Origin of the sequence: Megasphaera sp. ASD88, from assembly GCF_002287425.1 — a bacterium.
GTDB classification, from domain to species: Bacteria; Bacillota; Negativicutes; order Veillonellales; family Megasphaeraceae; genus Megasphaera; species Megasphaera stantonii.
Map to the genome: position 1 here is coordinate 20,795 of NZ_NQXW01000022.1, position 21,042 is coordinate 41,836.

Genomic DNA, 21,042 nt, shown 5'->3' on the forward strand with positions numbered 1-21,042 from the left:
TATGAATTTAGATGCGGCAAAAAAGCTGATAGAAAAATACACGGCTGGACATGTGGAGGTAGTAGAGCGCATGGCAATAGCCGAGCGGTATTACCGTGGGGAAAACGACATTTTAAGTCATAAGCCGTCGTATCATCGCACAGTAGACAACGAGGGGCGCCCCTGTTTACCAGACCCGATGCGGCAGGCAGATAATCGTATTCCGCACCCGTTCCATCAGTTATTGGTAAATCAGAAAGCGGCGTATATGTTTACGACACCGCCGCAGTTTGATGTTAAAAATGATGCGGCGAATAAAATTATTGTTGAAGCATTGGGCGACGGCTACGGAAAAAAAGCAAAAGATTTATGCGTGGCTGCCAGCAATGCCGGACTTGCCTGGGTGCATTACTGGGAAGCCGGCGGGTTTAATTGGGGTGTCGTTCCGGCGGCCGAAGTCATTCCCGTTTGGTCTACAAAGTTGGATCATACGCTGCTGGCCGTGCTGCGGGCGTATAAGCACATCGATGACAACGGCGATACATGGGACGTATATGAGTATTGGAATGAGGCGGAATGTCAGGCTTTCCGTAAGCGGGGGGATTTGGATACCTTGATGTATTGGCCATGTTTTGTCGGCGTTGCTGGGGCTAACGAAGGGGGCGATACATATTCCCATTCGTTTGGGCGCGTGCCTTTTATCCCGTTTCAAAACAATAACATCGCCCGTGGAGATCTGCCGCCTGTGAAACGGCTCATCGATACGTATGATAAAACATACAGCGGATTTATGAACGACCTCGAGGATATTCAAGAGGTCCTTTTTGTTTTAACGGGATATGGCGACGAAGATGCAGGAAGGTTTCTACGGCAGATTAAGCGGTTCAAAATGGTGGCGCTGGATAATGGCGGCGTAGGAGATCCAGCAAGCTTATCGACTCTCACGATTGATATTCCTGTCGAAGCGCGGGAAAAAATGCTTGAAATCACCCGTAAGGCGATTTTTGACTTGGGGCAGGGCATTGACCCGCAGCAGCAGGGTCTGGACGCGACAAGCGGAGAGGCAATGAAATTTTTGTATGCGCTGTTAGAGTTAAAAGCGGGGATGATGGAGACGGAATTCCGGCTGGGGTTTAACGAGCTCATACGGGCTATTTTACAGCACCACCATTTGACAGCTGACAACATTATCCAGACTTGGACGCGGACATCTATCCGCAATGATGCCGAATTGGTTGATATGTGCAGTAAGTCCGAGGGGATTATATCCCGCAAGACAATCCTGAAAAATCACCCCTTCGTCGAAAACGTCGAAGACGAGGAAACGGAATTAGATGCAGAAGAACAAAAACGGCAGGAGCAAGCGGATATTTACAATGATGGCGACAGTGGAGGAGGTGAAGACGATGTATAAATGGCTTAAAGCGTATGTAAAAGAATTTGGTAAAGATTTTCCCTTTTCGGCAGTTGCCGACAGAAACGAATATGAAATCTGCCGCATAATCCAGTATTGCGTAGAGCATACTACCGAGTATAGTGAAGCGGTAGCGGCCAAGGCATTAGTAGGAACGGCAAAAGCGGGCGAGACTAAAATTTGATAGGAGAGGTGATTAGGATGTCATATGAACCGAAAACATGGAAGACAGGAGATATTATTGAGGCAGATGCCTTAAATCACATGGAAAACGGTATCGCTGCTGTAGAAAAGCAGCAGGGACCGGCCGGCGCCGCTGCGGAAATTACAGAGGTGACGGCGACGGTAGATGCTAACACCGGAACACCATCCGTGACAGTCACGCCGGGCGGCACGGCTCAGGCAAGGACGTTTGCCTTCGCATTTAAAAATCTAAAAGGCGCGAAGGGGGATAAGGGTGATACGGGAGCCACTGGCGCAGACGGGCCGGACGGTGCAACGGGCCCTGCTGGCAAGAATGCGCCGACGATTACGGGCTGCACGATTAACGTTACCGGTACGGCTATTTCAGGTCAGCTAACTATGTCGGAGGGCGAACCTATTGCTATTACCGGTACGTATACGGCCGGTACTTAATGGGAAGGAGAAAGAAACTATGACGATGGATGAATTAATTGTGGCATTGGGGATTGCAGACGAAAAAAAAGCGGAGGCTGGAAACGTCGTTAAAAAATTTTTAGACGAGGCATACGTACCAAAATCTCAGTACGATAACGTCGAGGAAGAAAAGAAGACATTACAGGCGACGATTTCCGAGAGGGATAAGCAGCTGGTTGAGTTAAAGAAAAATGCCGGCGACAACGAAGACCTCAAGAAACAGATCAGGGACTTGCAGGACGCTAATAAAGCGGCCAAGACAGAATACGATGAGAAAATGAAAGATATGCGCCTTTCGACGGCTATTCAGATTGCCATCGCCGCCGATGCGCAGGACGTCGGTATTGTGTCGGGGTTGTTTGACAAATCTAAGCTGATTCTCGGCGACGACGGGAAGGTCACGGGCCTCGACGAGCAGCTTACGGCCTTGAAAAAGGATAAGCCTTTCCTGTTCAAGGACGGCAAGCCGAAGGGCAAAGGATATGAACCGAACGGCGGTGGTGGGCCGCTAGATAAAAATCCATTTGCGAAAGAAACCTTTAACCTGACGGAACAGGGAAAAATTTTACGTGAGAACCCGGAACAGGCCCGCGCGCTTGCCGCGGCTGCCGGCGTAACGATTTAAAGGAGGAATGATTTGTTATGGCAGGAACTACATTAACTGATGTGATTGTACCGGAACTTTTTACGCCGTACGTTGTTAAGCGTACCATGGAGCTTTCGGCCTTATTTCAGAGCGGTATCGTAACGAATAACGCCGAATTTGACCGTCTGGCCAGCGAGGCAGCACCGATTCACAACATGCCGTTTTTCGAGGATTTGACGGGCGATTCGGAAGCCGTCATCGAAGGGAACGACCTGACGGCAAATAAGATCACGTCGAATAAGGACGTATCCGTTACGATCCGCCGGGCCATGATGTGGAGCGCGACAGATTTGTCGGCATCCCTTGCCGGCAGCGACCCTATGGCGGCTATCGGTGACTTGGCGGCCGGTTTCTGGGCGCGGGATATGCAAAAAGAATTGATTAACTTGTTGACTGGGGTATTTGCTGCCAGTACGATGGCTAATCACGTATTAGATGTGTCGGCGGCAGAGGGTGCAGGGGCTAATATCAGCGCGTCCGTATTTATCGATGCGCTGCAGAAGCTTGGCGACGCCCAAGGGAACCTGACAGCCGTTGTCATGCATAGCGCGACTAAATCGTATCTCAAAAAGCAGAACCTTATCACGACAGAACGGGACAGCACGAGCGTTGAATTTGAAGCTTACCAGGGCCGCCGTGTCATCGTCGACGACGGCTGCCCCGTATCTGGCGGAGTGTATACGACATATTTGTTCGGCCAGGGAGCTATTGCTTTAGGTAACGGTAATCCCGTAGGTTTTGTGGCAACGGAAGTGGACCGCGATAAGAAGAAAGGTTCTGGTGTCGATTACCTGATCAACCGCCGTACGTTTATCCTCCACCCGCGTGGCATCGCCTACCAGAAGGCGTCGCAGGCGAACGTAGAAACGCCGACCCGTGAAGAATTGGCAAAAGCCACGAATTGGAAACGTGTCTATGAAGATAAGGCGATTCGCTTAGTTGCCATTAAGCATAAAATCGGTACGTAAGGAGTGACGGCATATGGACAGCGAAGCCTATTGGGCGCAGCGGGCCGAAGAACGCGAACAATACTGGCACAAGAAATGTCAGGAAACTATCGAACGGGAATTGGCCAGCTACTACCGGGCTTCGCTGGGCCGTATTCAGACGGAAATCGCCGCCCTGTACGGCCGGTTTGCCGTCGATAACGAGCTAACCATAGCTGAAGCCCGGAAGCTGCTGAAAGGAAACGAGTTCCGGCAGTGGCGCATGGACATAAAAGAGTACGTCAAGAAAATCGAAGCGACGGGCGATAAGGGCCTGGAGCGGGAACTGAATGTGCTGGCTATGCGCAGCCGCATCAGCCGCCTGGACAAGCTGTACAGCGAGACGCTGATGGAGCTCGATAAGCTGGGGCGTAATGTATCTAAGAGCATGAAGTCGTTCTTGACGGACGCCTACAAGGACAATTACTATCATGGCCTGTACGACATCGCTAAAGCCGGAGAGCTGCAAAACGCCGTATCTAAGGTCGATTCTAAGGCGTTGGAGGACGTGCTGCGGACGCGGTGGAGCGGCAAAAATTACAGCGAGCGCATCTGGAAGAACCAGAAGCTCCTGGCGAAAATGCTGAAAGACGAAATGCTGACAGCCGTCCATCGCGGCGAAAGCGTCGAAAAAATATCGAAACGAGTCGCCAAGCGCATGGACGTTGGCATCAGCAACGCCCGCCGCCTCGTGCGGACGGAGCTGAATTTTGTCAATAATCAGGCAGCCTTTGAAAGTATCGAAGACGCTGGCATGAAGTACTACCGTTTTATTGCCACCCTTGACCGCAGGACGTCGGACAAATGCCGCAGCATGGACGGCAAAGTCTTTTACTTGCAAGAAAGAGAGTACGGCGTGAACATTCCGCCGTTGCACCCAAACTGCCGCTCTACCATTGCCGGCAGCCTGTACGGCCCGGGTAAGGCAAAGACGGGGACGCGAATTGCCAAGAAGGCAGCAGGGCAGTCCATGTGGATACCGGCGGATATGACATACGAAGAATGGCATACCGTATTTGTCGATAAGAAGATTACGTTTGACGCCTGGTATGCGCAGTGGAAGTATGTCAATACGACGAAAGAGCTGCGGATAGCTGCCCGGAAAGCGGCTACGGCGGCCTTTACCGCGAAAGCGGCGCTGGATGCGGTACCGAATCATACGTACAGTAACATTTGGAAAGATGATGTTACAGTTGCGGAATGGGGCGCTAAAAAGGATAAAATCCCGGCGAAGAAAGCGTATTTTGAAGAACAAATTGCGGCCGGCAACGATGTGGCTAAATTTAAGCTGCTCCAACAACAGCTGGAAGAATTTGATACGCTAGGTAAAGAATATGCGCAAAAGCTCAAGGCGTACAAAGCGGCGCAGGAATCATTGGTGCGGGCGCGCCTGGAGTTGGAAAAACATCTCCATGGGGGCAAGACCGACCCATACAGCGAAGAACGCAAGAAGCGGGCCTATCGGTTTACCAGCAAAAAGGACGCTGACGCGGTTCTTCGCTCTGTATGTGGCGACGTTTGGCGGAATGCGACCAAAACGCAAAAAGATGCCATCTTTGAGTATACCTGCGGCAGCGGGCGGTTCAATCGACCCTTAGCGGGGTATCAAAAGCCGTATTACGAATCCGGCACTGGGTGGGAGCCTAAGTATTATAAAGGTCCCGGAAATGTCTGGATCAATTATGAACGTACTGGCGATGAGATTCGCGCCATGACGGCATTGATTGAGCAGTCGAAGTATTCGTTTGACATCTGGTTGCAGCGTGGTTGTAACAGCAATGCTATGGAAAGTTTCCTGCAGTTAAAGCCGGGAACGTTTTATTCGATGAGCCAAGAAGAATTGCAGCAGTTTGTTGGACGTAGGGCAACTATGGATAACTTTATTTCTACAGCCGCCAGCGAAGGCGCCGGATTTTCCGAGAAGGAGATTATATTAAATATTTACGTACCTGAAGGGACTGAAATGATGTACGCCGAGCCCTTTTCTAATTTTGGAAATGGTGGCGGCGTTAATTGGGATGGTATCCAGGAACAAAAAAGTTACGGCCAAGAATTTGAAGTCATTCTGCAACGCGGAGCTAAATATAAGATTACTAATATCGACAAAAAGAACGGAAGAATCTATATAGATATGGAAGTTCATCCCGAATTCGGGTATAATAAATATCAAGAAGAGGATTCCGAGTGGAAAGGAAGCCGCATTGATTACGTAGGTAAGGAACATTAGGAGGTGTGTCGTATGCCGGGGAATGTAACAGGTCCGTTTATGTGTGGCTGCACACCGCCGGATTATAAGTATTGCCCGACGTGTGCATTTGCAGAAGGTAAGCCATTGCTTAGCACATGTGTCATGTATCCGGGGAATTACGGAAAGCCGAAAGAGATTGATGAAGGCGGGCCATGCGAATGGTATCTGAAAGCGGAATAAAAAGCACTCACAATATGGTGGGTGCTTTTTTCGTGCCCGAAAGGAGGGCGACATGAAATATATTACAGCAGATGAAGCCGTTACCAAGCTCGTTGAGACGGCGAAGACGCTGCATGGCGAACTGGGAAACGAAGCGGCGGCCGAAGTATATGCGCAACACATCGTCGGGTATGTGTTGGACTACTGTCACCGCAAGGATTTCCCATCGGCCCTTATCCTGACCGGGGCGGCGCTGATAGGCGCCTGGCTGGAGGATGCGGCAAACGGCGGACGCAGCGTCTTGAAGAGCATCAAGCAGAACGATACGGAGTTCCAGTTTGCCGTGGCCGAAACGGCAAGCGCCGGCAGCACGATGGACGCCGATTTGGAAGCCCTGCACCCGAAGCTAAACTTGTACCGGAAAGTGAGGTGGCCGACATGTCCATGCCATACGACCGATGCCGTGCAGCCCTGAGGCGGTACATGTATCTGGATCGCGTGACGGTATCGCGGCAGACGCCCGTATTAGATGACGAGGGCGCGGACAGCTTTGCTATGACGGACGTGTATACCGACGTGCCGTGCAAGCTGAGCCAGTACGGTAAAGAATTGCAGAGCGAGCAGCGCGATCGGGAATACTGGCTGCGGGCGGACCTGCGTATCTGCCTGGAGCCGTCGTATGATATTCAGCCCGACGATGCGCTGACCATTACGCACGAAGGACAGACGTTTGTGTTGTATGCGGCCCAAGCGTTTAAGTATCCGACCCATCAGGAAATCAGCGTGCGAAGGGATAGTGAGGCCTAATGGGGATTCAATTTGGCGGTTTTGATGAGCTCGGCGAGCATCTGGACCGGATTGCGAAAGCGGGGGCGGCGAAGCGCGACAAATTTGTTGCCCAGGAAGCCGAAGTCATCATCGGCCATGCGAAAGACAATACGCCGACGGATACAGGCGCATTGAAAAACGGTTGGCGCCGTACCCGGGCTGTGCAGGGGGCTGTGACGGTATACAACAATACCGAGTATGCGGCCCATGTGGAATACGGCCACCGGCAGACACCCGGTCGATTTGTACCGGCTATCGGCAAACGGTTGAAAAAATCCTTTGTACCGGGTAAGAAAATGCTGCATAAGGCCATGCTGCAGTCCGGCAAAACCTTCCGCGACGATGCGAAACAAATCATGGAGAATATATTTGGCGATGATTAACTTACGAAGTATGAAGAAGGCCTTCACGGTCCTGCTAAAACAGAATTACCCGAAGTATGCGGTGCATTTCGATAACGTAGAAAAACGAGATGCGCCGTATTTTTATGTCGAAATGCAGCCTATGGTGCATACGGTCGACCGCGTGTACAGTGAACGGGTCATACAAGTGGATATTACCTTTGTCCCCGACGAAGACCGGTATGGCCGCGTCGATCGGGCCGTACTGTATGACATCGCCGATACGTTGGATGCGGTGATTCGTCCGGTCTTTTATATAGAGGACAGGGCTATCACCATACTCGACGCGGAAACGACGATTCACGACGAGGTGCTGCATTACATTTTCAACTTGGAATTTGCCGATTACCGGGAAGCCCAAAGGCTGACGGAGGATCTAATGGAAGAATTACAGCTTACGCTAAAAAAGGAGTGATACGATGGCAAACGAAAAAGAAGTATTCGGCGCGCCGCAGGTGCTGATTACCTTTAAAACGAAGGCTACGACGGCTATTGCCCGTTCGGCCCGCGGTATCGTTGTCATGATTTTGAAAAATGAAAAGACTGATACGATGGGATATTACCGGATTAACGACGTAACGGACATTCCGGCCGAAGGGCTGACGGAGGCCAACGTCGATTTGATTAAGAAATGCCTCTTAGGAACGCCGCTGCGGGTGCTGGTTTATACCATACCCGACGACAGCGTCGAATCGCCGACGGTGACACAGTCCAGCGTCCTGAAGCAGATTGCCAATGTCAAGTGGAACTATATCTGTAATCCGACGGGCGATGCCCAGGATATGGAAGATTTGGCGTCGTGGATTAAGACGATGCGCAACAATAAGTACAAGACCTTCAAGGCTGTGGTTGCCAATCAGCCCGCAGACGATAAGGGCGTTATTAATTTCTGCACCGGTAATATCCGCGTACTCAATCCGGAATACACCGCTGCGGAAGCTGGCAGTGCAATGGTGGGGGAAGCTGTGGTATCCTCTGACGAAGAGTACATCACTTATTCGGCGGCTCAGTATACGGCCCGTATCGCCGGTATTTTGGCCGGCCTGGCGCTGGACCGCAGCGCGACGTATTACCAGCTGAGCGAAGTCGTCAGCTGCGATGCCTATGAGGACATCGACAGCTTGATTAACGACGGGCAGCTGCTTTTGTTCGACGAACAGGACGGCAACGGCGTCAAGATTGCCCGTGCCTGCAACAGCCTGACGACATTTACGACCGATGTCGGCGAAGACTTCCGATACATTAAAATTATCGAATGTATCGATATGATTACCGACGACATTCGCGACACGTTCAAGACGTCGTATATCGGCAAGTACATTAACGATTACGACCACAAGATGAACTTCATCAACGCTATTTTGATTTACTTCAAAGAACTGAAAGGCAACGTGCTGGACAACAGCCCGACGGCCATCAACACGGTGGATATTGACGTGGAAGCGCAGAAGGACTACGCAACCCTTCACGGCGACGACCCCAGCACCATGACGGATCAGCAAATCCGCGAGTATAACACGGGCACGAAGGTCATGCTGGAAGGGCGCATCACGCCGGTCAACGCTATGGAAGATTTGACGATTAACTTTATGATGTAGGAGGTGCAGGTTAGATGGGAAGAGCAGCAGAAGATACGCAATACCGCGGCCGCCGTCGTTGGAACGGCTCTCACGGCAAAGTATGGTGGGACGACGAGCTCTTATTTGAAATTTCCAAGTACGAGTGCAAGGTAACGGCCGACCGCGAGGACGTGCTGATCGGCAACAGCAAGGACAGCAAGATTGTGTCGCTGACCGGGTCGGGCACGTTTACGATTAAGTCAGTCGTCAACCGGAACATCAATAAGTATCTGGAAGAATGGAAAGCCGGCCGCGACCCGCGGGCGACGCTCGTCGGGCTCATCGAGGATCCCGACGCGGCAGACGGGCAGAAGGAACGCTGTTCCGTCGACAACGTGTGGTTTAACGAGCTGACGTTGATGACCTTTGAAAAGGGCAAGGTCGTCGAAAAGGAATTTCCCTTCGGCTTTACGCCGGAAGACGCCCAGTTCCTGGAAGTTGTCGAATAGGAGGAATATATACTATGGCAGTTAGTGTACAGGATTTAATCAAGCAGAAAGATAAGATTTTAGCAAAGAAGGACGAACAATTTGATTTGAAAACCAGTATCGGCACCATTACGGTATTGAAACCGTCCCGCGCGCTGGTGACGGAAACACTGGACTTGTCGGACGGCAATGACGCGTATTTAATTGTCAATGCCACCGTATCGCCGAATCTGAAGGACAAGGACCTCCAGACAGCCTACGGCTGCACGGAACCGACGGACATCGTGTATAAATTATTCGACCCTGGCGAAGTGCCGGCCATTAGCCGGGCCATCATGAAATGTGCCGGCTATAACGTAGACATCGAATCGAAACTCCACGAAGACGTAAAAAACTAATCAAAGAGGACTGGGAAGCGGCGACAGCCGCTTTTTTAGTCCTCCGGGGTCACACGTTGGAGTACTTCTTTTCTCTGAAACCATCGGAAAAGCTGTTTTGCCATGCGGCCATGGAGCTGCAGCAGAAGCAGGACGCCGATAAATTAAAACTACTGGCAGAAAGGACGGTCGCGCTATGAGCGATTACGTATTAAGCGCCACGCTGGAACTGCGGGATAAGTTCTCGGCGCAGGTCAAAAAAGCGAAGAGCGGCTTTACTGACTTTGAACGATCTCTACGCGGCACGTCGGCTGCCGTAGATAAAGCGGCGGCCAGCATGGAACAGTCGGGCATAGCCGCCGTTAAATTGGCCCAGCAGGCCGATAAAGCAAAGTCGTCCCTGTCAGGGATTCGCGGTACGTATTCAGCGACAGTACGGGCAAGAGATGAAGCGACGCAGGCTGTGCGGCGTATCAGAACGGAGCTCAGCGGCTTGCAGGGGAAAGTTTATACGGCCGTGGTCAATATCCGGCAGAACGGGCCGATTCAGCAGATGAAAAATGGTTTGTCCAATGCCGCCAGCGGTATGCTGATGGGTACGAGTATGCAGATGGCCGGGGCAGCGGGGATTGGTTTTGGAGCGTTTAATGCCGTTCAGAATTATTCTGACTTCACAGCCCAGCTGTCGCAGGTCAAGGCTTTAACTGACTTGGACGCTCAGACGATGGACCAGGTGAAAGCAAAAGCTATGGAGCTGGGCGATGCGACGACCTTCAGCAGTACCGAAGCGGCTCAGGGCATGACGGAACTGCTCAAAGCCGGCGTCAGCGTCCAGGACGTGCTGGGCGACGCGTCTAAGGCGGCGCTGGATTTGGCGACAGCCGGGGGTCTTGGCATGGGCGAAGCGGCCGAAATCATGAGCACGGCTATGAACGCCTTTCACATGGACGACGCTACTCATGCGGCGGATATACTGGCTGGGGCGGCAAACGCCAGCGCGACGAGCGTGCAAGAAATGCGGTATTCCCTGGCGGCTTGTTCGGCCGTTGCAGCCGGCGCGGGCGTCAGCTTTGACGATACGAATACGGCGCTGGCGGTATTTGCACAGAACGGCTTGAAGGGTTCGGATGCCGGCACGTCGCTCAAGACGATGCTGCAGAATATGATCCCGACGACGAAAACGCAAATGGAAGCGTTTGCGGAATTGAATTTGCTGACAGAAAACGGCACGTCGGCTTTCTTCGACGCCAGTGGCAACATGAAGAGCATGGCTGACATCGCGGCGCTCTTGCAGGACCGTCTGAAAGGCCTTACTAAAGAACAGCAAATGACCTATCTGAACGCCATGTTCGGGTCGGACGCTATCCGTGGCGGCATGATTTTAATGCGTGAAGGCGCTAAGGGCGTCAAGGATATGTACGACGCTATGAGTAAAGTTACGGCGGCGGACACGGCGGCTGTCATGATGGATAACCTGAAAGGCTCACTGAACGAATTATCCAGCGCGTGGGAAAACTTGACCATTAAACTGCTAGATAGTGGTGCAGGCGACGGGCTTCGCGGTTTTATCGATGAGCTGACTGATTTAACGAGAGGGTTTAATAAAGCCCTGGACGACGGGTTTCAGTTTACGGATTTGCTTTCCCCCCTCGGCGATGGTTTGAAGGATTTGAAAGATAAAGCCTTAGCGCTCGACGGCGTCGGTTCTGTGCTGGCCGGCGGAGCATTAGTTGTCGGCTTGACGAAAATCGTAAGCCTTGCGCAGCGGGCGCGGCAGTATTTAGGTGATTTAACCAAAGCACCTTCTTCCCAGCCAGGGGGCGGCGGTTCTGGTGCAGGCGATATGGTCGTCAATGCGCGGACCGTCATCGTCAACGGCACGACAACGCCGGGAAGCGGCGGCGGAGGCGGCGGTGCGCCGGGGAAACCATCGCCCGGGCCGGCAAGACCGGGCATGGGCAGCCGGGCGGCGAATATAGCCAGACGGTTGGCACGCGTAGGCTTGCCTCTTACGTTACTGAACGGCGCGCTGGATATTGCCATGGCGCCGGAAGGGCAGACAGGGGCAGCTGTCGGCGGCACCGTCGGCAGTACGGCAGGCTGGCTCGTCGGCGCAAAAGCGGGGGCAGCCGCCGGCGCTGGTATCGGCTCGCTGTTTGGCGGCGTCGGGGCTGTGCCCGGCGCAGCTATTGGCGGTCTTGTCGGCGGCATGGCCGGGTCCTTTGGCGGCGGCGCGTTGGGGCAGTATCTTGGCGGCCTCGACTGGGATAACGAAGTGCAGTATGCCAGCCAGTCCTTCGACCGCATTTCAGCGCAGTTTGCCGCTAAAAATCAGGAATGGGTCGACGCCTATGCCCAGACCTGCGCGCAGATGCAGGCGAAAGGGCAGGAATGGGAGGATAGTATTCATCAAAACTTGGACGGGTTCGCTAGTTACATGAATCTTAAAACAGACGAGGCGAAAACGTTTGCCGTCGGCTGTTGGGATACGATCGCCACGACGGCGGCAGAGAAAAACCAGCAGTGGGCGCAGTCATTCGACGAGGCGAAAAACAGGGCCGGTCAAAGTCTGGAGGCGTTACAGACCTGGGCAAGCGGTGTGTGGGATTCGCTGACGCAAGGCGCGTCGGCGGCGGCTTCGTCGATTTCAGCAAAGCTGTCCGGCGCATGGGACGCCGTGCAGGGCGCCGCGCCGTCGTTTAATTTTGACGTGGGAAGTATCTTTGACCACAACGCGACAGGCTCGACGCATTTTGCCGGCGGCTGGACGGAAATCAACGAACGGGGCGGCGAGGCCGTATGGCTGCCCAACGGCAGCTGGATTTATCCTCATGCGACGACGGAGCGGATGCTGCAAAAGCAACTGGCTCAAGTTGGAAGCAGCGGCGCGCCGCAAGTCACGATTTCCGGTAATACGTTTACCGTTCGCGAAGAGGCCGATATAAGCCGAATTGCGTATGAGTTGCTGAAGCTGATGAGCACAGCCCACGCCAATTACGGAGGTGTGTAAATGAGTTTAGACAGTCTGATGACGGGCTTCGGGAATCTGCTGACGCTCGTTTCCGCCGCGCTGGGCGGAGGCTCTATGTACCGGCAGGTTATTCTCAGCTGCAACGCAGAAAAGCTAATCCTGCCGGTGACGCCGGCGTCTTATGAGATGCAGACGGGTCAAAACAACCGCATCGTCGACATCATCGAGTTCGGCGAGGCGCAGTTATTCGGCAACCCGGCATTGAAACGATTGAAATTTTCCAGCTTTTTTCCGTCGCCGACACACGAATACCCGTTCGTCGTCGGCGATAACAAGACGCCGGCTGAATGTGTGGAAATGCTGACGAAATGGAAAGAAGCCAAGGCGCCGATCCGCGTCATCATCTCGGATACGAACATTAACCTGATGATGGCGCTGAAACAATTTGATTATTCCGAACGGGACGGCTCGCGGGACATTTACTATACGTTGTCGTTTATTGAGTACAAAGAGCTCAACACGCCGATGGCGAACAACGACAAGCAGACCGCAGAGGAAACGGGCCTAAAAGAACGGGCGGCCGATATGGAAACGCCGGATACGGTAACGCTGACGGATAAAGTCAACGACGTGCTGGACGCTTCTAAGAAGGCATACGGCGATTATACCCATTATCGAAACATTATCCAGTCCAATAATATCAAGGACCTAGCCATTAACAACATTGGCAAGCTGAAGCTGGGCGAACGATTGAAGGTGCCGAAATGAGGATATGGCATAAAGAAAAAGATATATCCGATCTGATTTCTTCCCTTACATGGAGCGGCTCGCGGCTGCAGGCGGCGCGGAAACTGGAATTTGATTACGTGCAGGACGATCGCGACGCCAACGTGCCGCAAGTCGTCATCAACAACGGTGAAACCGTATTCGGCTATGACGATGCCGGCACGCTGGTATTCCGCGGTAATGTGTTCGACGTAGAAAAAGACCGCAAACGGGGCAGCGTCCGCATCGTAGCCTTTGACAACCTCTTTATCCTGACGAAATCGCGGACGACGCGGAAATTTACAAACGTCACGCCCGAAGCGGTCGCCGCGGCCATTTGCACGGAAATGGGCATTAAGCCCGGCAACTTTGCGGCGACGAACACGCCGGTTACGTTCATCGCCGACAATAAGACGGGGTACGAAATCATCATGATGGCCTATACGGAAGCGGCGAAAACGACGAAACAGAAGTATTTCCCCATCATGGCCGGCGAACAGGGAGATCAGCTGGACATCATCCTGAAAGGGTCGCTCATTGACGGTTATATCGCCGACGCTAACGCCAACATGGCGGATAGCGTGTACCGGGAAAGCATTGAAAACATGGTCAACCGTGTGCTCGTGACCGATGAACAGGGCAACTCGCTGAATTATGTCACGAATCAAGAGTGGATAGACAAGTATTCCATGATTCAGGCCGTGTACAAGACGGACCCGAACAAGAACACGCAGGAAGGCGCCAATGCCCTGCTGAAAGGGCCGGAACGAAGCGGCTATATTACGGTGCTCGGCGACTATCGCGTGAAGGCGTCATATTCCATCCAGGTACGGGACAGCCTGTTCGACGGGCAGTTTTGGGTCAAAGCCGACACCCATACCTTTATGGACGGCAAACACGAAATGAAACTGGAGCTGGAGTTTGAGAACCTAATGGACGAAGTAAAAGCGGAAAAGCAGGAAAAGGCGGCGCAAGCCGACGGCACGATGAACGTGTCTGCCGGCATGGACGCCGGGTGGGGCGCCTGGGGCAACACGACAATGGATAACGGCGATAACGGCTGCGTAGAAGCCGTCGGGAAAATCGGCGGCTATTACAGCCCGTTCCTGGCGCAGGAAAGCAATAACGGCGTCGTCAACGTGCCGCAGATAGTAGCCGACGCGGAAAATGCAGGTATCGGCGTGCAGGACTTTTCGGCGGGAAGCCTGGAGAAAGGCGATGTCATCGTGTACGGCGATAATCAGCACGTCGTCATATACGACGGAAGCGGCGGCTATTACGGGAATAGCAGTTCGCAGCATCGGACGGTTCACGGCAGCGACTACACGGCCATGGACTACGCGCCGACAAAGATCATCAAGACGAGCAGGGGGTGACGACGTGGCAGAAATACCAAGCGCGGAAAATTCTATGCAGAAAGTACTGGGCATCATGCACGACGTAGCCGAATCCCACGTCCCTACGGCGCAGAGCGTCGGCATCATCGTACAGCCGCCGCCGGATATTGTCGTCAAGTGGAACAACATCGAATTGACGAAAGAAAATATCTACATTGCCGAATATCTTCTCGTCGGCTATCGGCGTGAGGCTCGCGGTCATATCGTCAGCGCGACACAGAATCGTTCCGGCGGCAGCGGCGACGCGGCCTATGCAAGCCATAACCATGACATCGATAACGACTATACAGACGATATTATCTATACGGATACGCTGAAGCCCGGCGACCTGGTCAGCGTGCTGCCCTGCGCCGGCAGTCAGCTGTATATTATTACGGATAAGCTGGTGAAACTATGAGCGCAGAATATCCCTTCACGGGGACAGAACAAACGAATCGCAGTACAGACCTGCCTATGTTCCGGGAATATGCCTGGGATTTTGAACACGACGTTTTCCTGTACGATGAGGCCGGCAACCACATCATGGTGGAAGGTAACGAAGCGGTGAAGGTGTGGATTTACAAAGCCCTAAAGACGGAACGGTACGCCTATCTGGCGTACTCGTGGCAGTACGGCATCGAGCTGAAGCCGTTCATCGGCAAGGTCATGAGCGTGCAGGAACGCTATTCGGAGCTGAAGCGCGTTATCGTCGAGTGTTTGATGGTCAATCCGTACATCCAGTCCATTGACTCGATTACGTTTTCCAGTAAAGGAACGCGGGTGACGTGCGATATTACGCTTACGACGGTATACGGGGAGGTGAATATCAATGTATGAGGCTAGGGAACAGCCGGAGATTTTGAAAGAGCTGCAAGACAACAGCACGACAGACGCCAGCAAGTTTGAAGGAACCTTTGAATACGATATGCTTGCGTCGAACAGCATCGAATTTGCCAAGCAGGAAGTCGAACGGGAGCAGATGTATAAAGCGGCCTTTGCCGAAACGAGCTGGGGCGAGTACTTGACCCTGCGGGCGGCAGAACACGGCATTTACCGCCGGGAAGCGACAAAAGCAATCGGCGAGCTGACGGTAACGGGAAACGGCACGGTGCCGGAAGGAAGCTTGTTTGCGACGCAGTCCGGCGTATTGTTCCATGCTACGGAAGATACGCAGATTACAGAACAGGGCGTGATTGCTATTGAGGCGGAAACGGCCGGAATAAGCGGTAACGTCAAGGCCGGGGCAATAACGGTCGTTTCCATGTCTATCCCCGGCATTACGGCAGTCACGAATGATGCGGCGACGCACGACGGCTTCGATGAAGAAAGCGACGCGGAACTGTTGGAACGGCTGCTGTTCAAAGTACGGCAGCCGGCGACGAGCGGCAATGCCAACAACTACATCGAATGGGCAACGAGTATTGAAGGCGTTGGCAAAGCGACGGTAAAAAAGCTGTGGAACGGCAACGGTACGGTTAAAGTGCTGATTACCGATTCTAACGGCGGCCCGGCGTCGGAAGATCTGCTCGAAAAGGTAGCGGCATACATTGAAACGCAGCACCCCATCGGCGCGACCGTTACGGTTACGGCGCCGACGGTACTGCCGGTCAAGGTGGAATTGACGCCGACAAGCGGCGGCGGCAATATCGGCGGCATCAAAAATGTGCTGAAACGGTATTTTGCTTCGGACGATTATGACGGACAGAAAGTATCGTATGCGAAAATCGGCAAAACAATTTTAGCGAACAGCAACGAAACGCAGGTATATGACTATGAAGATTTATTGCTGAACGGCGGTATGGACAATATCCCCGTTACAGACGAACAAATCCCGCAGGTTAGCGAGGTGGTGCTTCATGGCTGAGTTTGAGTTTTTGCGTGTTACGCCCGTAGCACTGCAGCGGTATTTGCCGCGTTTCTTAGGACATGATCCGGCATTTACGGATATGCTGCAGACACTGTCCGACGAGCATGAAACACAGCGGCAGTACCAGATCGAAACGGTGAAGCAATTCTTCGTGCAGACGGCTACGTGGGGACTGGCCGACTGGGAGCGGTTTGTCGGTCTTACCACCAATACGGAACGAACCGATGAAGAACGACGTAACGATGTGCTTGCTCGTTTGATTAGCGCGCCGTCGGTAACGCTTGAATTTATTACAAACATCATCAATTTGTACGTAACGGACGGCACGGGCATTGCTGAAGACCACCCGGAAGATTACCGCATCGACATCATCATACCGGAAGGAAAATACACAAAATTAGACGAGCTGAAAGCGACGCTGGACGTGTATGTCCCGGCGCACATCGGGCTCCGGTACGATTTTATTACCCGTCTGGAGCGGCAGTACACTTTTTACGGCCAGGGCATGGAACACGTATATCTTACGATACCGCCAGCTAAACAGCAGACGGCATTTGCAAAAGAAACGAAGTTCGCTGGCAGAATGGTATTTTGCCGCGTAGACATCAAGGAGGACTAATATTATGGCAAATTGGAAACAGGTTACACTTACTAACGCGGGCCGGGAATTGGCCGCAGCCGTTACGGCCGGGCAGCTTAAATTAAACATTACGGAAATCTGGTTCGGCAGCGGCACACCGGCGAATTTAGAAACGGCAACGGACTTAGCCGCTAAAAAAATTAAAGCCGATATTGTCAGCATCAAACAACAGGACATGGAGTGCCTCATTACGTTCCGCGTTAGCAACGAAGGCCAGGCAAGCGCTGTCGTGCTCAGCGAAATGGGGTTTTATGCAAAAGGCACATCGGGAAGCAATATTTTGTTCAGCGTCACGACGGACGACCAGCCGGCAACGCTGCCGGCACAGGGCAGCGGCTCCGTATACAGGCAGACGATGACCATGGCGTTTGGCTATTCCAACGCAGAAAACGTTGAGATTGATTCAACGATCATAGACGGCACGCCGGAAGAAGATGTGGCGGCGATGATTCAAGAACACGATGAATCTGCTTCAGCGCATCAAGACATACGGGAAGCCATTGAAACAGCTGTCAGCAATCACAATGACGATACCGAAGCGCATAAAGACTTTGTCGGTGCGACGGCAGCAGAAGCAGGAGCTCGCGGCATGGTACCAGTGCCGCCTGCCGGGGCACAAAATAAAGTGCTGACTGGCGGGGAGATTTGGGCGCTCATCGAAGATCTTACTGTCGCCCTGGGGAATATAGAAAAACCGCAAGCGAATGCGGCCGCGCTTAAAACCATGTTGGGCGGCATAGTGTACATGATACAATCCATCACTGGCCAAAATGATTGGAAAACGCTGCCGGCGGCAAGCATCGCGGCTATCTTGAGCAACTTGCAAGGAAGTCTTGCAGTAAACTGGGACGGCAATAAATTTACCGTGCCGGCACTGGGAGTGTCCGGCCTGATGGCACAAAACGGCTATATAAACTTTGGCAAACTATTTGGCGGTCTAATTGTACAGTGGGGATATCTATCAACATATAGCAATAATATTGCTTATGTTAGTTTCCCGATTGCTTTTAATACTACGTTGCGAATGGCTTTTACAGGAGATATTACTGAGTCAATAAGCACTATAAATTCGCATTCCGTAGGTAATGTCACCTCAGCTACGATGGAAATTAGGCAAGCCCAAAAAATGGATACTGACGGCACATACTGGTTAGCTATCGGCCGATAGCTAACCAGAAAAAGTTAGGATTTTCGCCTATATTGTTTGACACGTAAAAATAAGTCGGATTTATGTACCCTACAGACAGCGGCACGACACTAGACGATAAAACGCCGTTATTATGTGTTATTAAAATTTTATATGTAGTATCAGTATAGGCCAGCGGCATAGTTACGGCAATGCCTGAGTTATTGATGATAGTTTCAGTTCCCCACTGTTCGGCTTGGAACAGTGGGGAAGTTCGGGTACCCCATCAAATTATCTAGCTATCGTTAATTTGCCCATATCATTTACATCAGGCGCATATGCTGCCGTTGCACTTGCATCACTTTTAAACAGCAACACAAATCACGATGCGCCGATTGTCGCAAAATGGGAATCTGCAACAAAAACAACGTTTACTTTTGGGACTACAATGTCACAAGCGCCGAGCTGCAAATATATTATTATCGGCCGATAGCTACATACCCTACGGTATTAGAATCTCCGCTATTTGCGCAAAATATGCGTACTGCATCTCTTGTCGTGCTGTCCCAAGCCACAGGATAAACACTTGCCGTGTTTGAAATATCAAATGGGATTGCAGTCCAGATACTTGAGGTAACAGGCAGAGAAAGGGTTATGCTGTTGTTTGATGTCATCATCCCCGTTCTCCACTGTATAGAAGGAAAAAGAGGAGAGATGACTGCAATAAAAATATGCTATTATCAATTAATTTTAATATTTTGAGAATGTGAAAATACAGCGAAACGAGCCGATATTTACAGAAAAAATGTGAAAATACCGGCTCATTTAGCTGTATTTTTTATAGTCATTAAGAGCAAAGAAAAATGGCTGTAAATACAGCATACATCGCGGCTTTCATATAGTCTAAGGGCGCGTTAAGAGCAAATCAGCGTAGCAACTGTATACATTTTCGTAATTGGTGGAGACTTTTGTGAGTGTACACGCGGTCAGTCACATCGCCGCCGGCGTGGCCGAGGATTCGGCGTTTAGCATTTTCATTGGCTCCGGCATCATCAAGCAACGTCGCTACAGTATGACGTGTATCGTGCGGCGTGTAGTGACTGCCGTTGATTTTCTTCATTGCTTTATCCCATAGTTCTGACCGGTATCGGCTGTAATCATAAGGATGTCCAGCATTATCGCATATCAAATACGTGCCGGCGGCTGCCATGCGAGCGGCTATAAAAGGCAGGATGAGAGGATGGATCGGGATAATGCGCAAGCCAGCTTCGGTCTTAGATTTTGCAATACGGATAAAGCGCTGCTTCATGTTGACGTTTTTCTTTTCTAACTCTAACAGCTCGCCGACGCGGACGCCGGTATATAGCAATATCAAAATGGTATCGATGCCGGAAGCGTCAGCTATGCGCCAAAGTCGGTTAATTTTCTGCCGGCTTATTGTTTTATGAGGACGCACGGGCTTATTTTGACCGATGCCCAGAAGTTCAGCGTAATTAGTTTTGTGATACTCCATTTTCTGGGCGTATTTAGACATGAGACTAATTAGGCTACGGACCTTTTTACAAGAGCTGTATGACAGCTTTTGCTTATAGCGGATACGGTCGATGATGTCCTGATAGTCGGCGTATTTAATGTCTGCAAACGGCTTGTGATGCAGCATTTCACAGTGCCGGAATGCGTTTTTATAGCTGTATATCGTTGTTTTGGCAAGGCTGGGATGTTCTTGTAGATGGGCAGGAAGCCAGCGGTAAAAGAGTTCTTCAAATGTGATTTTATGTCCTGGGAGGCGTTTATGATGATGTTCAAGGTAATAATTAGCTTGGTATATTTTGGCTTCAACGGCAGTTTCAAACGATTCTATAAGCCGTTGTTTGCCGTTTATCGACACCAGAAAGCCATACGGCCGCCGCCTGTTTCCGCCCATTAATTTAATGGTTCCGTATCCGTTGGGATTACGCATAATACATACCACCTTTTTTATTTTATTGTACAAGGAGGACGATTATGGCAAAAGTAGATTATTTAATCAAGTTCGACGACGATGGCAACAGGGGCGAGACACACGACGCCGTATTTATGACGGACGCTGAGATTGCAGACTATCAAGCAAAGGGATTTATTGCGGTCAGCACAGCAGATTATAATAACCTGCTTGGCAACAACGCTGATAATCAGCCGTATATCCGCCAAGCCGACGGAACGTTTGTCCCCAAACCTGTTTATGTGCCGACGGCGGCAGAAACGCAGGCTGCGAAGTTGTCCGAATTGGACAACGAATACGCGACTAAGTTAGAGGACAACAAAAACTCTATTATCGTCGCCGCCACGGTAGATCAAGACGAAGAGTACGCCAATCAGCTGAGACAAGAACGGCAGGCTTTACAAGCTGAATATGTTCAGAAAAGGAGTGAGCTGTAATGGAAACAACCAAAAAATGCTTTTTGTGTGGACGCCCAATGAAACAACAAGAAGGGCTTTTGTATGAGCTCTGCACAAATCCGGAATGTCCTCGTTCCCAGCCGCTTCCGGAGCCCAATAGTGCTACTGAAGGGGAT

General features: G+C 51.7%; 23 protein-coding genes. 22 read left to right on the forward strand and 1 reads right to left on the reverse strand.

Annotation, left to right across the window (positions count from 1 at the left end; translation table 11 throughout):
• The first annotated feature begins 1 nt into the window (after window position 1).
• The 21 genes from CJ260_RS10180 (at window position 2) to CJ260_RS10285 (ending at window position 18,529) form a co-directional block, all read left to right on the forward strand.
• The gene (locus CJ260_RS10180; RefSeq protein ID WP_095630108.1) at window positions 2-1,393 is read left to right on the forward strand and encodes a phage portal protein; all 1,392 of its coding nucleotides are present in this window, start codon (window positions 2-4) and stop codon (window positions 1,391-1,393) included.
• Complete coding sequence (locus tag CJ260_RS10185; protein WP_095630109.1) at window positions 1,386-1,577, forward strand: hypothetical protein; 192 nt, start codon at window positions 1,386-1,388, stop codon at window positions 1,575-1,577. Before CJ260_RS10180 ends, CJ260_RS10185 begins: the two co-directional genes overlap by 8 nt.
• Before the next feature lie 80 nt (window positions 1,578-1,657).
• Window positions 1,658-2,029 carry a hypothetical protein gene (locus tag CJ260_RS13005; protein ID WP_233127961.1) on the forward strand — a complete coding sequence of 124 codons (372 nt, stop codon included), beginning with the start codon at window positions 1,658-1,660 and terminating at the stop codon, window positions 2,027-2,029.
• 19 nt (window positions 2,030-2,048) lie between these two features.
• Window positions 2,049-2,675 (forward strand): phage scaffolding protein, encoded by a 627-nt coding sequence (locus CJ260_RS10195; RefSeq protein ID WP_095630110.1) that lies wholly within the window; start codon window positions 2,049-2,051, stop codon window positions 2,673-2,675.
• 17 nt (window positions 2,676-2,692) lie between these two features.
• Window positions 2,693-3,664 (forward strand): major capsid protein, encoded by a 972-nt coding sequence (locus CJ260_RS10200; RefSeq protein WP_095630111.1) that lies wholly within the window; start codon window positions 2,693-2,695, stop codon window positions 3,662-3,664.
• Between the two features lie 13 nt (window positions 3,665-3,677).
• Window positions 3,678-5,909 (forward strand): minor capsid protein, encoded by a 2,232-nt coding sequence (locus CJ260_RS12845; protein WP_158221401.1) that lies wholly within the window; start codon window positions 3,678-3,680, stop codon window positions 5,907-5,909.
• Window positions 5,910-6,162: 253 nt separating this feature from the next.
• Window positions 6,163-6,564: a hypothetical protein gene (locus tag CJ260_RS10215; RefSeq protein WP_095630113.1), complete on the forward strand. Its 402-nt coding sequence runs from the start codon at window positions 6,163-6,165 to the stop codon at window positions 6,562-6,564.
• An 8-nt stretch (window positions 6,565-6,572) separates the two neighbouring features.
• The gene (locus CJ260_RS10220; RefSeq protein ID WP_233127962.1) at window positions 6,573-6,896 is read left to right on the forward strand and encodes a hypothetical protein; all 324 of its coding nucleotides are present in this window, start codon (window positions 6,573-6,575) and stop codon (window positions 6,894-6,896) included.
• Complete coding sequence (locus CJ260_RS10225; RefSeq protein ID WP_095630115.1) at window positions 6,896-7,300, forward strand: HK97 gp10 family phage protein; 405 nt, start codon at window positions 6,896-6,898, stop codon at window positions 7,298-7,300. The genes CJ260_RS10220 and CJ260_RS10225 overlap by 1 nt, the downstream gene beginning before the upstream one ends.
• Window positions 7,293-7,733: a DUF6838 family protein gene (locus CJ260_RS10230; protein WP_095630116.1), complete on the forward strand. Its 441-nt coding sequence runs from the start codon at window positions 7,293-7,295 to the stop codon at window positions 7,731-7,733. Before CJ260_RS10225 ends, CJ260_RS10230 begins: the two co-directional genes overlap by 8 nt.
• 4 nt (window positions 7,734-7,737) lie before the next feature.
• Window positions 7,738-8,916 (forward strand): phage tail sheath C-terminal domain-containing protein, encoded by a 1,179-nt coding sequence (locus CJ260_RS10235; protein ID WP_095630117.1) that lies wholly within the window; start codon window positions 7,738-7,740, stop codon window positions 8,914-8,916.
• A 14-nt stretch (window positions 8,917-8,930) separates the two neighbouring features.
• Window positions 8,931-9,386 carry a phage tail tube protein gene (locus CJ260_RS10240; RefSeq protein ID WP_095630118.1) on the forward strand — a complete coding sequence of 152 codons (456 nt, stop codon included), beginning with the start codon at window positions 8,931-8,933 and terminating at the stop codon, window positions 9,384-9,386.
• A gap of 14 nt (window positions 9,387-9,400) precedes the next feature.
• The gene (locus tag CJ260_RS10245) at window positions 9,401-9,763 is read left to right on the forward strand and encodes a hypothetical protein (protein ID WP_095630119.1); all 363 of its coding nucleotides are present in this window, start codon (window positions 9,401-9,403) and stop codon (window positions 9,761-9,763) included.
• A 175-nt stretch (window positions 9,764-9,938) separates the two neighbouring features.
• On the forward strand, window positions 9,939-12,752 hold the full coding sequence (locus CJ260_RS10250) for a phage tail tape measure protein (protein ID WP_095630120.1): 2,814 nt from the start codon (window positions 9,939-9,941) through the stop codon (window positions 12,750-12,752).
• Window positions 12,753-13,481: a hypothetical protein gene (locus CJ260_RS10255; protein ID WP_095630121.1), complete on the forward strand. Its 729-nt coding sequence runs from the start codon at window positions 12,753-12,755 to the stop codon at window positions 13,479-13,481.
• Entirely contained in the window at window positions 13,478-14,854 is a 1,377-nt protein-coding gene (locus CJ260_RS10260) for a hypothetical protein (RefSeq protein ID WP_198947446.1), read from the forward strand. The genes CJ260_RS10255 and CJ260_RS10260 overlap by 4 nt, the downstream gene beginning before the upstream one ends.
• Window positions 14,855-14,858: 4 nt before the next feature.
• Entirely contained in the window at window positions 14,859-15,272 is a 414-nt protein-coding gene (locus tag CJ260_RS10265) for a DUF2577 domain-containing protein (RefSeq protein ID WP_233127963.1), read from the forward strand.
• On the forward strand, window positions 15,269-15,691 hold the full coding sequence (locus tag CJ260_RS10270; protein WP_095630122.1) for a DUF2634 domain-containing protein: 423 nt from the start codon (window positions 15,269-15,271) through the stop codon (window positions 15,689-15,691). Before CJ260_RS10265 ends, CJ260_RS10270 begins: the two co-directional genes overlap by 4 nt.
• The gene (locus tag CJ260_RS10275) at window positions 15,684-16,718 is read left to right on the forward strand and encodes a baseplate J/gp47 family protein (RefSeq protein ID WP_095630123.1); all 1,035 of its coding nucleotides are present in this window, start codon (window positions 15,684-15,686) and stop codon (window positions 16,716-16,718) included. The genes CJ260_RS10270 and CJ260_RS10275 overlap by 8 nt, the downstream gene beginning before the upstream one ends.
• Window positions 16,711-17,340, forward strand: a complete 630-nt coding sequence (locus CJ260_RS10280; RefSeq protein ID WP_095630124.1) for a putative phage tail protein — start codon at window positions 16,711-16,713, stop codon at window positions 17,338-17,340. The genes CJ260_RS10275 and CJ260_RS10280 overlap by 8 nt, the downstream gene beginning before the upstream one ends.
• A gap of 4 nt (window positions 17,341-17,344) precedes the next feature.
• Window positions 17,345-18,529: a phage tail protein gene (locus tag CJ260_RS10285; protein WP_095630125.1), complete on the forward strand. Its 1,185-nt coding sequence runs from the start codon at window positions 17,345-17,347 to the stop codon at window positions 18,527-18,529.
• A gap of 883 nt (window positions 18,530-19,412) precedes the next feature.
• Here the strand turns inward: CJ260_RS10285 and CJ260_RS10290 are convergent.
• Window positions 19,413-20,447, reverse strand: a complete 1,035-nt coding sequence (locus CJ260_RS10290; protein ID WP_095630126.1) for a tyrosine-type recombinase/integrase — start codon at window positions 20,445-20,447, stop codon at window positions 19,413-19,415.
• Window positions 20,448-20,491: 44 nt separating this feature from the next.
• Here CJ260_RS10290 and CJ260_RS10295 point away from each other — a divergent pair, with 44 nt between their 5' ends.
• Complete coding sequence (locus tag CJ260_RS10295; protein WP_095630127.1) at window positions 20,492-20,905, forward strand: hypothetical protein; 414 nt, start codon at window positions 20,492-20,494, stop codon at window positions 20,903-20,905.
• The last annotated feature ends 137 nt before the right edge of the window (window positions 20,906-21,042 follow it).